The sequence below is a fragment of the Lactiplantibacillus argentoratensis genome (genome assembly GCF_037290055.1).
Lineage (GTDB): Bacteria > Bacillota > Bacilli > Lactobacillales > Lactobacillaceae > Lactiplantibacillus > Lactiplantibacillus plantarum.
Genome location: NZ_CP147647.1, coordinates 1079293 through 1094968, shown reverse-complemented (window position 1 = coordinate 1094968; position 15676 = coordinate 1079293). Strand labels below are relative to the sequence as shown.

Annotated in this window: 12 protein-coding genes and 1 other annotated feature; of the genes, 3 read left to right on the top strand and 9 right to left on the bottom strand. The window is 46.2% G+C overall.

The genetic code is table 11. The features are described from left to right. Positions 1-307: 307 nt before the first annotated feature. Positions 308-814 carry a universal stress protein gene (locus tag V7R88_RS05065; RefSeq protein ID WP_054396737.1) on the bottom strand — a complete coding sequence of 169 codons (507 nt, stop codon included), beginning with the start codon at positions 812-814 and terminating at the stop codon, positions 308-310. A gap of 26 nt (positions 815-840) precedes the next feature. After that, positions 841-2244 carry a dipeptidase PepV gene (gene pepV / locus V7R88_RS05060; protein WP_152707054.1) on the bottom strand — a complete coding sequence of 468 codons (1404 nt, stop codon included), beginning with the start codon at positions 2242-2244 and terminating at the stop codon, positions 841-843. Between the two features lie 126 nt (positions 2245-2370). On the opposite strand from pepV, the gene V7R88_RS05055 reads away from it, so the two are divergent. Then, positions 2371-3207, top strand: a complete 837-nt coding sequence (locus V7R88_RS05055) for an NAD(P)H-hydrate dehydratase (RefSeq protein ID WP_054396733.1) — start codon at positions 2371-2373, stop codon at positions 3205-3207. 139 nt (positions 3208-3346) lie between these two features. Here the strand turns inward: V7R88_RS05055 and V7R88_RS05050 are convergent, their stop codons facing one another. From V7R88_RS05050 to leuS, 3 genes are all read right to left on the bottom strand, one after another. Further along, positions 3347-4087, bottom strand: coding sequence for a 16S rRNA pseudouridine(516) synthase (locus V7R88_RS05050; protein WP_152707055.1), 741 nt, complete (start codon positions 4085-4087; stop codon positions 3347-3349). Between the two features lie 7 nt (positions 4088-4094). Beyond that, a complete protein-coding gene (locus V7R88_RS05045; RefSeq protein ID WP_054396728.1) occupies positions 4095-5765 on the bottom strand; it encodes a putative polysaccharide biosynthesis protein in 1671 nt (556 codons plus the stop codon). Positions 5766-6289: 524 nt separating this feature from the next. After that, positions 6290-8716 (bottom strand): leucine--tRNA ligase, encoded by a 2427-nt coding sequence (gene leuS, locus V7R88_RS05040; protein ID WP_003643180.1) that lies wholly within the window; start codon positions 8714-8716, stop codon positions 6290-6292. A 138-nt stretch (positions 8717-8854) separates the two neighbouring features. Further along, positions 8855-9065 (bottom strand) — a binding site (T-box leader). Between the two features lie 114 nt (positions 9066-9179). Here leuS and V7R88_RS05035 point away from each other — a divergent pair. Together V7R88_RS05035 and V7R88_RS05030 are read left to right on the top strand one after the other, a co-directional pair. Beyond that, positions 9180-9863, top strand: coding sequence for a phosphatase PAP2 family protein (locus V7R88_RS05035; RefSeq protein ID WP_054396726.1), 684 nt, complete (start codon positions 9180-9182; stop codon positions 9861-9863). Positions 9864-9931: 68 nt separating this feature from the next. Further along, positions 9932-10459, top strand: a complete 528-nt coding sequence (locus V7R88_RS05030) for a tRNA (mnm(5)s(2)U34)-methyltransferase (RefSeq protein ID WP_054396724.1) — start codon at positions 9932-9934, stop codon at positions 10457-10459. Positions 10460-10545: 86 nt separating this feature from the next. Here the strand turns inward: V7R88_RS05030 and V7R88_RS05025 are convergent, their stop codons facing one another. From V7R88_RS05025 to V7R88_RS05010, 4 genes are read right to left on the bottom strand one after another with little or no spacing between them, the layout of a single operon-like run. After that, positions 10546-10743, bottom strand: a complete 198-nt coding sequence (locus tag V7R88_RS05025; RefSeq protein ID WP_057717542.1) for a hypothetical protein — start codon at positions 10741-10743, stop codon at positions 10546-10548. A gap of 29 nt (positions 10744-10772) precedes the next feature. Next, the gene (locus V7R88_RS05020; protein ID WP_057717541.1) at positions 10773-12299 is read right to left on the bottom strand and encodes a glycosyltransferase family 4 protein; all 1527 of its coding nucleotides are present in this window, start codon (positions 12297-12299) and stop codon (positions 10773-10775) included. A gap of 10 nt (positions 12300-12309) precedes the next feature. Further along, positions 12310-13818 (bottom strand): glycosyltransferase, encoded by a 1509-nt coding sequence (locus V7R88_RS05015; protein ID WP_054396720.1) that lies wholly within the window; start codon positions 13816-13818, stop codon positions 12310-12312. A 26-nt stretch (positions 13819-13844) separates the two neighbouring features. Continuing rightward, complete coding sequence (locus V7R88_RS05010; RefSeq protein WP_054396718.1) at positions 13845-15479, bottom strand: hypothetical protein; 1635 nt, start codon at positions 15477-15479, stop codon at positions 13845-13847. Positions 15480-15676 lie beyond the last annotated feature (197 nt).

The following is a 15676-nucleotide window of genomic DNA, read 5'->3' as shown; positions in this document are numbered from 1 at the left end:
ACCTTTTATTTGTAATTCCTTGGATTACGCTTTAATCATGCCAGACCAACGTATCAGAAACGTTGGCATAATGTAAAAATAACGTATGGGTTATGTATTTTTTTCATAAACAACGCCTGGCTAACAAATTCAGGTGCAAACTAAAAAAGTTGCTTCGAGAATATGGGACATTCTCAAAGCAACTTTTTAGTCTGGATCATGTTAGTTAATCCGTCATGGATGATATGGAATCTCAATGCGGCCGGCGCGGTAAAAAGTCCGCTAGAATTGTCCCGGCAAACACCAGCCGCCGACTCAGAGACAGCAATTAAAGCCAACGGGTGGTGTGCTTTGGCAACTTGACCGGCTGTTGATCAGCATCCGTACGCACCACCAACGTGTCACAGGTTGCATTACGAATCACATAGGCGGCATTGGAGCCAATTAACACCCGGGCCACGTTGTTAAGTCCCGTGGCGCCAACCACGATCAGGTCGGTGCCATAGCGTTCTGGTAAGGTCGTCGCTAATAGCAACTTCGAATTACCTGAATGCAGGTGAACCCGCACGTCGCTAACACCGGCGGCCATCGCTTGTTGACGGGCCTTAGCGAGATTCGCTTTAAGACCGGCCGTCAACTCGTTCAATGCTTGCGGTGTCGTTGCGCCAAAACCCATCGGCCCTTGAGTCACACCAATAAATTTCTCAGTATTAATGACCGTCACAATATCCAAAGCGGCGTTTTGCTCGACCGCGATCTTAATTGCTTTCGTTAAAGCTAATTGGGACTGAGGACTCGTATCGATGCCGACTAAAATGCGTTTAACCATCGTCATAACCATCACCCTCCATTAAAGGATCACTATTTGTCGGTTGCTAACACGGCAATTGACTCAGCGTAAATCGCCATTGCAGCCATTAATTCGTCAATTGGTTGGAATTCATTGGCTTGATGCATTGTATCTTCGGTATCTGGGAAGAGTGCCCCAAAGGCCACCCCACGAGCCATCATACGGCCATAAGTCCCACCACCAACAATTTGTGGTTGGGAGGCCGTGTCACCAGTTTGACGCCGGTAAACGTCCATCAAATCCTTGACGATCGGGTCTTCAGGGTCAACATAATGTGGCACCATGAAATCACCCTGCGTGACCGTGGCACCAGCTGGTAACTGTGCTTGGACTTTCGCCGTTAAATCAGCAGGTTCGATGCCCTTCGGATAACGGAAGTTCAACGTTAACGCGCCACCCTTTTGATGGTCGAAGCTGAGTAACCCGACATTCATCGTCAAATCACCCATAACGTCATCTTTGTATGCTAAGCCTAACTGGTTCGCCCGTGAATCATCGTGTAGCTTGTTAGCCACGAAGTTCAAGAAGGCCGCGGCATCATCCGCAAACGCATAGTTGGTCAAGAACGTTGCGAGGTAGGTTCCGGCGTTGATGCCGTTACGTGGTTCCATCCCGTGAGCGGCCTTCCCAACGACTTCCAGCTTAACGCCTTCAGGAACGACCGTTAATTCACCGGTTACCGGTTGCTGATCCAAGAACGCAGTGAAGTCGGCGGCAAACTGCTCGTTGTCATCCGTCGCGACCACGGCTTCAGCATCACGCGGCACCATATTTTCACGCAAGCCAGAATCGAAGGAAACTAGATTAAAGTCGCCATTGTCTTCATGACCGAAGTGTAATTGTAGACTCACATTCCCCTTTTCACCGTTGATCAGTGGGAACATGGCATCTGGAGAGAAGCCTAAGGTTGGCGCTGGTTCAACTTCAAAGTAGCGTTTCATGCCAGTCCAATTACTTTCCTCATCGGTCCCAACGATAAAGCGAATCTTCTTATTGAGCTTCAAGCCAAGTTCTTTGACGATCTTTAAGCCATAGTAAGCGGCCATTCCAGGTCCCTTGTCATCAGAAACACCGCGGGCATACATCTTGCCGTCCTTGATGGTTGGTTCGAAGGGGTCCGTATCCCAGCCGTTACCAGCAGGCATCTCGTCCACGTGGGCTAAAATTGCTAAGGTCTCATCGCCCTCACCAATTTCGGCATAGCCGACCAAGTTATCAATGTTCTTAGTCTTAAAGCCGTCGCGTTCCGCAATCGCTAAAAACGTGGTTAATGCTTGCTTAGGACCAGGGCCTAAGGGTGCGTCATCCGTCGCCTGGCTATCGTCACGAAAGCTCGGGACGCGGAGCATGGTGGTTAAATCTGCTAAATAATCATCTTGATGCTTAGTTGCTTCATTTTTCCAATCAACTGACATGTTAAATTCCTCCCACATATTGTTACCTTAATTTTATCATAGCTGTCGTCAACTTAATAATCGTAAGTAACCGCTTTTGGAAAATGGTATACTCAAAGTAAATTAACTTAGAAAGCTGGTCATTTTATGCAACCTATTACAACCGAAATTGTTAGCCGAACGATTATCAAACGACCGGCTGATTCTCATAAAGGCAATTACGGCCGAATCATGCTGATTGGGGGTAATCAAAACTTTGGTGGTGCTATCATCATGGCCGCAACGGCCGCAACATATAGTGGTGCCGGTCTGGTAACGGTCGCTACCGACCCGTCTAACTTCACGAGTCTACATGCTCGGCTACCCGAAGCCATGGTCATTGACTATCACCAAACGGACACCTTATTAAACCTGCTGGCAGGAATGGACGTTATCGTCATCGGTCCAGGTCTTGGAACAGATACCGGCGCTGATCAGTTACTGACCGCCGTTCTCGCCGCGGCGCACGCCCCACAACGCCTGGTCATCGATGGTTCGGCGCTGACCCTGCTTGCGCAGCAGGCCCGGCCCCTTCCTGACACGGACATCGTGGTCACGCCACACCAAATGGAATGGCAACGACTCAGCGGCATCGCGATCAAAGATCAAACCCCAACCGCCAACCATGACGCGCAACAACGGTTAGGTGTTACGGCCGTGGTCAAAGCGCATCGCACGACCGTTTACACTGACGAACGGGTCTGGTTCAACCCCGGTGGCACTCCGGCCATGGCGACCGGCGGCATGGGTGACACGTTAGCTGGTATGATTGGTGGCTTCGTAAGTCAATTTCATGATTTTACCGATGCCGTCCTGAGCGCGGTCTACTTGCACAGTGCCATTGCCGATGACCTCGCTGCAACGCGATACGTCGTCTTGCCACATCAAATCAGTACCCGCATTCCGACTTACATGCACCGCTTTAGCCAAATTGAACGGTCCTAACTAGCTTGACCATCACTAACATAAACAAAATGATGACACAAGCCTAAAGAAAAGCCTCAACAAACCATGCTAGAATTCATGGTTTGTTGGGGCTTAATAATTTGGTTTTAAAACAGAGTGGCCGAATTCGTAACCCGCACTATTCGCCGACGGGTTGGTTCGCATCCGCCTTCAACGCTGTTAGTTCGTCATCAGTCAGCGCACGATAGTTCCCCGCTAATAAGCCAACGGGTAGCGTTAACGAACCAAACTTGATTCGCCGTAACCCGACGACCTGTTCACCTAACGTTCCGACCATCCGCTTAACTTGGTGATACTTGCCTTCATGAATCATGATTCGAATCGTGGTAAAGTTCTCGATTTCATGGAATTGAACAATCTCAGCCTGAGCCGGTTGCAATTCAGTCCCATCCTTTAACGTGATCCCATCATTAAAATTAGCCAATTGCGCTGCGGTGATTTCCCCCGTGACTTCAGCCTCGTAGACCTTCGTCACGTGGTGGTTCGGCGACAATAGGTCGTGTGAGAGGGCCCCATCGTTCGTAATGACTAAAATACCCTCAGTGTCTTTATCAAGACGACCCACGGGAAATAAATCGTCACGAAAATCCGTGGTATTGAACAGATCCATCACCGTTTTCGCAGCGGAATCCGTTGTCGCCGTGATGACCCCGATTGGTTTGTTCATCACATAATAGAAGTATTGTTGGTAGCGGACCTGCACGTCATCTAAAAAGACGGTGTCACTGCCAGGATTGATCTGTTGTTTGCCAGAGATTACTGGCTCACCATTGGCGGTGATATGACCATCCTTAATCAGACGACGTACTTGAGTCCGCGTGCCAATTCGCATCGCATGTAAAAATTTATCTACTCGCATAATTCACCTATTTAATCCGTAATTTCCGTCGTAACCCAGCCGCTTTCGTTCCAATCATCAAATCAGCCATCCGTGAACGGAGTGCTAAGTAGACGTAAACCGCACCACCAGCGATAACTGCTAGGGCAACGATCAAGAACGATTGGGCCTTGCTGTGCTCATTCAACACAAAGTTCAGCCCATAAACAACTAATCGTGCCGTGACGTACGTTAAAATCGAATAAACTAAAATTCGATTGATTTTTGGTAATAACTTCACGTACCGAATACCAAAGTTGACTTCCAGATCGTACATTGCCATCAGACTTGCAACCATCATCCCAATCGCGGTCGCAACCAGGGGCCCCGCCGTTGATAGGAAATAGATACACGGTAACTGAATCACGATTTTGACCAGTAAACCGATCAAGTAATAGCGAATAATATCGCGGTTGCGTGACAGGCCTTGCATCAGCGCCGAAATCACCGTAAAAAAGCCTAAAGCAATCGCGGTAAATGCTGAGATCTGCAGAATCAACGTTCCAATTTGATCATAACTATAAAAGAGCGTGTTAAGTGGTTGTGCCACTGCGGCCATCCCCAGCGCTCCGGGAATCATGATAAATAGGAACAAAATAATCGAATCTTCCAATTGTTTACGAATATTACGCATATTATGACTGGCCAATGATTCAGATAAAATCGGCACGACCGTCACGGCAATCGCAGACGCCAATGACACAATGATCATCACCAATTTGTTCGCATTAAATGCAAAGTAAGCATACAACGTATCGATCTGCTTAGTACCCAAATGGTAAACCAGCCGCATCATCGGTTGGAACGTTGCTTGATCCAACAGGTTGAAGACTGTCGTTGCGGTATCGATCACAATAAATGGAATCGCCTGAATAATAATATCGCGGAACAATTGCCAGACTGGGATAACTAGTTTGTTCTCACTCTGAGCAGCTAAGGCATTTAGCTCGGGCCGTTTGCGGAAATAATACCAACCGAGTAATAAGAAGCTGGCAGCCGCCCCGACGAATGCTGCGAATGTCGATTGGGTCACGGCATTCACCCAATCGCCGTGAGCGACGCGCATGATGAAATACGTCGCACCCAACATATAGATGACCCGAAAGACTTGTTCCACGAACTGTGAAATCGCGGACGGTGCCATTTGTTGATACCCTTGGAAGAATCCCCGGGTCAGAGACATCGATGGCAGAATCACCAAGGCAATGGCTAACGCATGCAAAACGGGAATCAGATTGGCATCATAGCCCCCAAAAGCAGTTGAAATCGCCCCAGCACCAAACCATAAAATAATGGCACCAATAATCCCAAAGGCTGACGTCAACAACAAGCCCCGCTTGAATAAACGCTGTCCAACGGCGTATTCATTCATCGCATTATATTCGGAAAGTTGTTTAGAAATTGCGGACGGAATTCCCCCGATCGCAATCAGTAGGAAAAAACTATAAATATTATATCCCTTGGCATAAAGCGCGTTACCTTGCGTATAGTCAGCGCCCATCCAGATAACCCACGGAATAATATATATCGCCCCGAGTACCCGTGAAAAGAGACTCCCAGCCGTCATCCAAGCCGACCCACGCACCATCTTCTGGTGCGCTTCGGCTTCAGAATTCACGTGTGCATTCTGGGGCTGATTAGCTTTTGATTCCTCAGACATGTTCGTAACCCACTTTCTTAATTCAATCCTAATCATTTTAGATGAAAAACAAACAAGTTGCAATTCAATTCCGGCCTTATGCGTGAGTTTAACCGAACTTTAATGATAAGGCCTTGACAACCGCACCAGCTATCGGCGGCCCATACCGCCGTCTGATGCTCGATGACTGATACAGAAAAAAGAACAACCCGTATGCGTTACCAATGGTCATGATACGGTCTTAGATTCGATTACAGCGGAATGCCGCCATGATAACCATTTCCGATGATTAAACAACACTACTGCTCGTTTTAAGTTAAGCATAGGCGGTTGCGCAGGCCCTGCCTACCAAAAACACGCGTGATTTGTCTCCCCAACCCAACCAGAACGTCCCCAGAATCTTTATTCACTTAACCAAATCAATCGTAACCGTATTAACTTGTTCTGTGAGTAGTTAAAAAAATCGTGATAGCAACCAACACTTGTCAGTCACCATCACGATTAATTTAAGCGATATTCATTTGAATTGAGACTGGTCGTGGTACTTAGTTGGCAACCACGTTAACCAGTTTGCCAGGAATGGCAATCACTTTACGAACCGTCTTGCCGGCCGTAAATTCCTGGATTTTTTCATCCGCCAGGGCTAGTTTTTCAAGTTCATCCTTGCCCATATCCTTAGCGACTTCGGCGTGTGAGCGAACCTTACCATTAACTTGAAGCACGATTTGGACCGTGTCTTCTACTAACTTAGATTCGTCATACGTTGGCCAAGTGGCGTAGGTGATCGTGTCATCATGGCCTAATAATGACCATAATTCTTCCGACAAATGCGGTGCGATCGGTGACAGTAACTTCACAAAGCCTTCGATATAAATGATTGGTAAATCGTCGACCTTGTATGCTTCGTTGACGAAGACCATCATTTGTGAAATCGCAATGTTAAAGCGCATAGCTTCATAGTCTTCCGTGACTTTCTTAACGGTTTCGTTGTAGATTTTCGTCAACTTACCATCATTGATAGTCGTGATTCGGTCGCGAACACGATTGTTTTCATCGATCATTAAGCGCCAAACCCGTTCGATCCACTTATTGGCACCATGTAACCCATCGGTACTCCACGGAATCGAAGCTTCCAATGGTCCCATGAACATTTCGTATAGCCGCAACGTATCGGCACCATATTGGTCAACAATATCATCGGGGTTAACCACGTTCCCCCGCGACTTAGACATCTTTTCGTGATTATCACCCAAAATCATCCCTTGGTTAACTAACTTCTGGAATGGTTCCTTGGTTGGCACAACGCCTAAGTCATATAAGAACTTGTGCCAGAAACGTGCGTAAAGCAGATGTAAGACCGCGTGTTCTGCACCGCCCACGTATAAGTCAACGGGTGACCAGTACTTCAACTTGTCATAATCGGCCAAAGCTTCACGGTTGTGCGGATCAACGTAACGCAAGAAGTACCATGAACTCCCGGCCCATTGTGGCATCGTGTTGGTTTCACGCTTCCCCTTACGACCGTTTTCATCGACGACATTTACCCAGTCGTCGATATTCGCTAACGGGCTTTCACCAGTTCCTGATGGTTCCAGGTTCTTAGTTGCTGGTAACCGCAATGGTAGTTCATCTTCAGGAACCAGCGTCGTTTCGCCGTCTTCCCAGTGAATAACTGGAATCGGTTCGCCCCAGTACCGTTGCCGTGAGAAGATCCAATCACGTAACCGATAGTTGACCTTCTTTTCACCGGCATGGTGTTCACCTAACCAGTCAATCATCTTATCAATAGCTGGTTGCTTAGCTAAACCGTCAACAAAACCTGAGTTGATGTGTTCCCCGTCGCCAGTGTAAGCTTGTTGGTCATAATCATTATCACCCGCAATGACAGGTTTGATTGGCAAATCAAATTTTTGTGCAAATTCAAAGTCCCGATCATCATGAGCAGGCACTGCCATGATGGCCCCAGTTCCATATGAAGCCAGAACGTAATCGGCAATCCAGATTGGCAGTTTTTCACCATTAACCGGGTTGATGCCGTAGCTACCAGTGAAGACCCCGGTCTTGTCCTTATTCAAATCAGTCCGTTCAAGGTCTGACTTGCTGGCGATTTTAGCTTTGTATGCTTTGATAGCGTCCGCTTGTTCGGGTGTCGTCAATTGTTCAACTAAGTCGTGTTCAGGTGCCAAGACCATGTAACTTGCGCCAAACAGCGTGTCTGGCCGCGTTGAGAACACTTCAATCTCGGTATCGTCAGGCTGACCAGCAACCTTGAAACGAATGGATGCGCCAACTGAGCGGCCAATCCAGTTACGTTGTTGCTCTTTGATGTTTTCTGGCCAATCAATATCGTCCAGGTCATCAATCAACCGGTCCGCATAGGCCGTGATTTTGAGGCTCCATTGCTTCATTGGCACCCGGTAAACATCATAGCCACCGCGTTCCGTCTTACCATCAACCACTTCTTCGTTAGAAACAACCGTTCCACCCATCATATCAGGAGCCCAGTTGACCAACGTTTCAGATTCGTAAGCCAAGCCCTTCTTATAGAGCTGTTCAAAGATCCACTGCGTCCACTTGTAGTAACTTGGATCAGTCGTATTCACTTCACGGTCCCAGTCATATGAGAAACCTAATGACCGAATCTGACGTTTGAAGTTCTTGATGTTCTTGGCCGTAAAGTCCTTCGGGTTATGCCCCGTCTTGAGCGCATATTGTTCAGCAGGTAAGCCGAATGCGTCCCAACCCATTGGATGTAAGACATTGTACCCTTGCATCCGCTTGAACCGTGACATAATATCCGTGGCCGTATACCCTTCAGGATGCCCAACGTGTAATCCTTGACCAGATGGGTATGGGAACATGTCTAAGGCGTAATACTTCTTCTTATCCGTTGTGTCTAATGTTTTGAAGGTTTTGTTTTCCTTCCAATAATGTTGCCATTTGCGTTCAATGACTTTATGGTTGTATGCCATAGTAGTGCCCCTTTCTTGCTGCCTTGTATGTAAAAGCTAGCATTGCGACTTTCCAACTGACTATTCAAGATGGTCATTTTCATGCTTCAACTCAGTAAAAGCGGTTAAAAAACAAAAAATCCTATAAGCCAATTAAGCTTATAGGACGAAAACGGGTTCCGCGGTACCACCTATGATTCCACGTTACCGTGGCCTCTTGGGAATCTTAACGCGAAACCACGTCCGTACCTACAATCTTGTTCAGCCGGAAGACTCGAAGGTGAGTTCATGATTGGTGAATCCCCGTTTGCAACTACCACGGAGTTTCTGAAAAACACCAGCCACTACTATTCCTTCTCAGAGTCGTAAAGTTATTGTTTTCATAGTAGCAAACCAGCACGTTTTTTTCAAGGGCCCAAGCCCCGCTGGCGATAAATTTTATCATCAGGCATTAATCGGACACCTGATAAAAAATGCTATAATAATGGCAATAATTTATTTATCGGAGGAATCAGTATTGAAGCAACGATCCTGGCAACGTTCGGACAGTTTGACTCTACTTATCTTTTTAGGATGGTTAGGCTGGACGGCCGCGGTATGGCAACGGGCGCCTTGGTTAACACACTTTGACACCACGGTTGCTAATTTTTGGCATCATAGTCCCCAGTGGTTTCAACACACGATGGTCACGTACACGCAGCTTGGCAATCCCCACACCATCACCATAATCACGTTGATTATTGGTCTGGCACTCTGGCTGGGTCATAACCCACGCGGCGCAGTCTTCTTTTGGATCAACACCTGGCTGATTGCCGGCTACGGTAATTATCTCATCAAACAGGTCATCATGCGGCCGCGGCCAACTGCTTGGCGGCTTGTCCAAATTGGGGGGTATAGTTACCCCAGCGGGCACTCGACAACAACGACCGTCCTTATCGGTAGCCTGCTCGTGTTGGCTTTTGACTATTGGCACCGCAATGCCCTGACTGGCTGGCTCACTGCCCTCGGCGTAACGGCTATCTTGCTAATGATGATTAGCCGGGTCATCGTGGGCGTCCACTATCCTAGCGATACAATCGGTGGCCTTTTACTTGGAAGTGTTTTACTATATATAAGTGCGCGTTTTAGTACGCGTTATCGGCACGGACCGCTTCGATTGCGGCCTTAATTCATGAATTCAACAAGGGGGTAACACTCATTCAACTCAGTTCGGCATTAGCTTATAGCCACACGCTGATGAACCAAGTCGTCAATCCCGGTGATCACGTGATTGACGCGACGGTCGGCAACGGCCATGATACCGTCTACCTCGCCAAGCTGGTCGGCACGACTGGTCACGTTGACGGATTCGACATTCAATCAGCGGCCATTGAAGCGACGACAACTGCCTTAAATCAAGCAGCGCTCAACCATCAAGTCACGCTGTGGCAAACGGGCCATGAACACATCGCAGATAAGATTGCCGCTGATCAACCTATCAAGTGTGCCGTCTTCAACCTGGGCTATCTACCAGGTGGCGATAAGCAAATCATTACGAAACCAACGACAACGTTAACGGCCGTAAAAGCCATCCAAGAACGCCTCGTCACCAACGGCCTCATCATCCTGCTAGTCTATGCTGGTCATCCCGGTGGCGCGACAGAAGCACAAGCCGTATTGGATTACGCAACGAGTTTGGACCAGCATCAATTTCAAGTCCTGCAATATCAATTTATTAATCAAGTCCATGTGCCACCATACTTGTTGGCCATTCAGAAACGTTAATTTAACCATAAATGAGCCTAAAAGACCTGTCAGACGAAGCTAATCGTCTGACAGGTCTTTTCAATTAGATATTTAGCTTAAAAAAACTACTTCTCCCACGGATACTTGCCGTTTTCATCCTTAGGTGTATTGCGCATGATCCGCTTAGTGCCCTCATCCATCTCTTTATGCCGTTTCTTACGATTATGGTGCCGAACAATTAGGACAAGGCCACCGATGCCACAGTACACGATCATTCGGGTAACCATCTTAACGGTCCCATAAATGGTCATAATCATTAACATTTTGCGTCCTCCCTTACCGTCAAATCTACTTAAGCCGTGACCTTAGCAGGCTTAAAGTAATCTAACAATGCTTGCCACTGTTTGAAAACGGCTTCTTCTGAATAACGCTTGGCATTTTCATAAGCCTGAGCACTGTATTGTGCCAGCTGCGCTTGATTCTTCAACAATTCCAAAATCGTTTTGGTCAATTGTTGCACATCGCCGTCCGTCGTTAGAACCCCACTCTTATGATCCTGAATAATATCACTCGGGCCATACTTCACGTCATTGGCAACCATTGGTAACCCGTGGGCTTGAGCTTCTAGCAACATCAATGAGAATCCTTCAGCTCGACTTGGCAAAAGTCCTAATTGAGCCCGATTGTAAACGGCATTGACATCCGTGGTATACCCCTTGAACAATACCACATCTTCCAAGTGCGCTGCAGCAACTTGTGCATGTAGTTGCTTTTCAATATCCCCGTTCGCATAACCCCATAATTCCAACTTGGCATCAGGAAACTGCTTGTGAACTTCAACAAAGGCTTCAATTGAGTGATTCTGTTGCTTTTCGGGTGCCAGCCGCGCAACTTGCACGACCAGGTCTTTTTGTCGTTGGTCGAACTTCACCGGCGCCGCTTTTAACGTAGCATCATCAACATAGCCAACCGGAATGGTAAACGCTGGAATGTCCTTACCAAAGCGAGCTTCCACGTCCTTAGATTGTTCCGGTGTAGCAGAAATGACCGCGTCCCAAGCCGCCCAATTATTCAGCGCATTAGCATAATTATTGTTCAAGGTAGAATGCATAATATCCTTAGCATCACTCACATGGTTATTATGTAGATGCAAGACTTTCTTAGCTGGTGTGGTCATATTGAATAAGCCCCAGGCACATTCGACGGTCCGATCACAAATGAAGACATTTTGTTCATCATTCAACTGGTTAAGTTCATCATAGAAGTAACGGGTCAGTTCATTCATCCCATTAAAAGTATGGCTCTGCTCGTTGTAGTTCAAGACGCGCCACGTGATTCGCTCCTGACCAGCGTGATTTAACAAGTGTAACTTCTCCACGTGAATCAATCCATCCGGGCCAAAGTACGCTTCTTGGGCAATCTTACCGTCCCAGTCAAATAATTGTTCAAGACACTTAAAGCCCCGCGTATCCCACCAACTCATCTTGAGCGTACGACCATTCACGTCAAAATATTGCACATTGCTAACAGCTTCCGTACCGGCCCGAAGGTAAATAATCATGATTAACTTACCACGTTGCATGACTTGAATCTGGTTATCTTTCCGCGTCTTGATGGCATCGGCTGGCACTTCAAAGTCTGCTAAATCAAACCGTTGACGCTTGACCAACTGACTACCGCAAAAGAAGTCAAAAAGATTAACAAAATCAGCATCAGCAATATTGGCCCCTTCAAGTACATCGTGCAAATTCATTGCAAATACGCGGGTCACGATTTTAGCGGCCACATGGTGCTTCTTGAATAAAGTCAGTCGGTTGATTTCCGCCTGTTCGATTCCTGATTTTGAAAATTGCATGTTATCGTTTAAGAAATAATACATATGCGCCCTCCTACTTAATACCCAGTAATTGTTGCCAACGGTGCCAAACTTTTAAGTCAGTTTGTGACGTATGAAGCTTCTTAAAGGCGGCTTCACTGAATGCCGTCAACTTCTTCGTATCCGTCATTAATTCGATGACCCGGTCACGCAGCGCCAATTGATTGCCAGGATCAACGATGAAACCATCATGACCGTCATCAATCCAATCTTTAGGGCCATAATTAAAGCGATAACTAATCACTGGAATCCCGTGACTCATGGCTTCCGGCATACTCATTGGACCACCATCAACAATATCGGTATTGAGCAACAGCTGATAATCATCATAACGTGTTTCTAAATCAGGATGATAATCTAATAAATGCACATTATTCGTGAGTTTTAATTCTTCAATCAGCTTATTCAGCGTCTTAAGATACTCTGGATCGCCGTAGCCGTAAAAATCACACTGAATTTCTTTGACCTGTTGCTTAACTAACGCAATGGTCCGAATTAACTGGTCTAGTTGCCGATCCGGCGCCAGCCGCCCAACGTATAGCAATTGCTTAGGGCGGGCCGTGATTGGCCGTAGTTTACTCTGCGCCAACGGACTCGTCGTCACAGTTGGTAACACTGTCACCTTAGCTTTAGGGAACCGCGTCCGCAGATGCTGGGCCTGACTTTCCGTAGCTGTAATAAAGCCATCAAAATGTTGCAGGTTATCGAAAGCCGGTGTTAAGAACCCGTCCAACGGGGAATGAATTGGGTCATTAATATCCTTCGCCTGATAAATTGGAACCGTCACATACTTGTGAGAATCATCCTGCAGTTCCAATAACGGCTTCACACTGGTACCTGGGCGATCACTAATGAAGGTCGTCGTTTGCTTGTCCCAATGACTGAGTTCGGCCAAGAAGAAATGGAATAAATGGTTCGCGTCCTGGAAGAAGCGCTCCGCTTGATCGCGGTAATTCTTTAAAATCAAACGTGACGCTAGCGGATTACCATTGGTATCAGGTACATAGTACTGCTCAATTACGGTCTCGCCTTGTAGATTATAAAACCGTTCCAAAACCAGTTTCCCGTTCTGACCAAAATATTGGGTACTGGACTTGAAACCGCGCCAATCCCACAAGTCGGTTGAAGTTAAGTTACCTTGATTGTCGAAGAATTCTTGGTAAAAGACGCGCCCAATCGTTCCAGGAATAAAGCCGACGTTGCTAACGTGTTCATCACCATTAAAAATTTTGCTAAAGTTGGCACCCACTTCTACCGCATATTCAACTGGCAGATGCATGTCATCAGTATGCAGAACTTTAGTTGGCACATCCGTGGTTTGTTGAAAGTAATCAAACATATTCAGCACTTGCTGGTTGGCCAACTGAAAAGTTCCCATGGTCTGATGTAGTAAGCGGTCATACATCTTAGTCACAATCTGGGCTGGTGCTTTATAGTGGTTAAATAATTTCACCCGGTTGATTGCCGCGTGCTCAACACTCGAATTCTTGCCTAAAATATATTCATTAATGAAGTAAAACATACAGTCACCCTTTCTGTTACTCAGCATTACGCTTGTCGATATGTGTAGTTATAATAGTTCACTAAACCGGATAAGAAATGCTCACAATCGTCAATCCGTGTCCGGAAGTTGTCATGACGTGCATAGAACCCACCAATAAACTTCTGCGGATTATAGAGATACATTGCAATTTCAGGTAGAAAACACCCAGTAGTAATCTCATACAACGCACGGTACCGCAACACTTGCCGTAAGCGAGCCAAGTCATAAGGTGCCATCAAGTCTTCATTACCTGAACGTTTAATCATGTCGGTCATTTTAACGGCCGCATCAACTAATTCAAGCAATGTTGGATACGTGGTATCACGCTCTTCAATGAATTTTAGATGATTGAATACATTTTTCAAACCCAGTTTCATATAATCGCGATTGTCTGGGAATACCAGTAATGCTTCATTGATTGCATAAGAAATCCAGTGATCATGATATTTACCGTAGTCATTAGCCACCATGTAATCCAAGATTTGCTTCACCAGGTTCATCACATTCTTATCATGCGTTAACTCGTATAGCCGGGAAAGCGCAAATGCGACTTCTCCCTCATAATAGATAATTCGAAAAGCTGCTTTGACCGTTAAATCTGGGTTGAGAACATGAATTAACTTGCCAGACGGTTCTTGGAAGAAATGGACGCCTTTAAAGACTTTCATTAAAACTGGCATGAAAGTATCATCCTTGGTGACGTCTTGATATTTACACAATGTAAGCATCAATAAGGCCTGCCCACCCAACTTTAATTCGCCGTTATCGTCGACGAAGATTGCGTCCTCTTTTTCAATCGTGGCATTTTTTAAGCCCCACTGAATCGCTAACTTAACTTTTGCAAAATCTTCAGTGCGCTTTGTGAATGGAATGGCTTCCAACAAAGCATATAAGGACGAAAAATGCCGGACAACATTGTAATTGCTAAGAACTCTTTGACGAGCCGGAAAATAACCGTAGACAAATTTGCCGTTATCCTTCAACTGATTAATCAGGAAGGTTTCACCATGCTCAATAGCCGATTGCAATTCGCTCTGCTCGTCAGTCACTACCCGAATGCCCTTACCACAATCCTCCTGCTCAGATAGATTCCAGATTTTCTGCCCGTCAGTAAATACACCAGCGGTTGTAAAGACCCAAACATTTTCTGTCTTTCGAATATCGACTGGTAGCGCTCCTTCACGCTTGTTAAGATACGGCGCTACTCGATCATAGTCGACCCAAGAACCCGAACGATTCTTACCAATTCGATGCGCTTTGCTAGGACGGAAAAATGCTTGTCCATTACTTTCCATCTCCAATAAGGCTGTCTTGAAATCTGCATCAAAACTAATACCGTATCGCCAATAGTTCATCCGAAAAGTAGCTGCCAATCGCGCTTCAAAAGTTTCTCTTGGTAACTTCTGTGTTGATTGAACTGCTTCTAATCGAACCCAACTCGCTTGAGGGGTTTTGGCTAATTGTTGTGCAACTGCTATCCAAGCTTGCTTGAAAGAATCGCAACGATAGAATCGCACTTGGGCCCGATGTCGATGATCCGATACCGAAAGTGCCAAGGTTACGGTACTTGTACCGTAATCTTTCAAATTTCCAGTTGCAATCAGTGCTTGCTTAAGCTTGGTGACAGTAGATTTTTGCATCTTAGTCTTACCTCTTTCAATTTTCTTTTATGTACGCCAAAACGGGCTTCACGCCCGTTTTGGTTAATAGTCTTATTTTACAACGTATATCGTTAGCAGTACTAACAAATCAGCTTTAAATTTTAACTATTTTTGATTCTCATCATCTTCATCATCATCTTTACGACGACGACCGAACAAGAAGAACCACCAGCCGA

Coding starts and splice junctions, on each gene's coding strand:
- V7R88_RS05010 (WP_054396718.1), bottom strand. CDS start 15,479: ATGCAAAAATCTACTGTCACCAAGCTTAAGCAAGCACTGATTGCAACT.
- V7R88_RS05065 (WP_054396737.1), bottom strand. CDS start 814: ATGACGATGGTTAAACGCATTTTAGTCGGCATCGATACGAGTCCTCAG.
- V7R88_RS05050 (WP_152707055.1), bottom strand. CDS start 4,087: ATGCGAGTAGATAAATTTTTACATGCGATGCGAATTGGCACGCGGACT.
- V7R88_RS05055 (WP_054396733.1), top strand. CDS start 2,371: ATGCAACCTATTACAACCGAAATTGTTAGCCGAACGATTATCAAACGA.
- V7R88_RS05015 (WP_054396720.1), bottom strand. CDS start 13,818: ATGTTTTACTTCATTAATGAATATATTTTAGGCAAGAATTCGAGTGTT.
- V7R88_RS05020 (WP_057717541.1), bottom strand. CDS start 12,299: ATGTATTATTTCTTAAACGATAACATGCAATTTTCAAAATCAGGAATC.
- V7R88_RS05035 (WP_054396726.1), top strand. CDS start 9,180: ATGGCAATAATTTATTTATCGGAGGAATCAGTATTGAAGCAACGATCC.
- V7R88_RS05045 (WP_054396728.1), bottom strand. CDS start 5,765: ATGTCTGAGGAATCAAAAGCTAATCAGCCCCAGAATGCACACGTGAAT.
- pepV (WP_152707054.1), bottom strand. CDS start 2,244: ATGTCAGTTGATTGGAAAAATGAAGCAACTAAGCATCAAGATGATTAT.
- V7R88_RS05025 (WP_057717542.1), bottom strand. CDS start 10,743: ATGTTAATGATTATGACCATTTATGGGACCGTTAAGATGGTTACCCGA.
- V7R88_RS05030 (WP_054396724.1), top strand. CDS start 9,932: ATGAACCAAGTCGTCAATCCCGGTGATCACGTGATTGACGCGACGGTC.
- leuS (WP_003643180.1), bottom strand. CDS start 8,716: ATGGCATACAACCATAAAGTCATTGAACGCAAATGGCAACATTATTGG.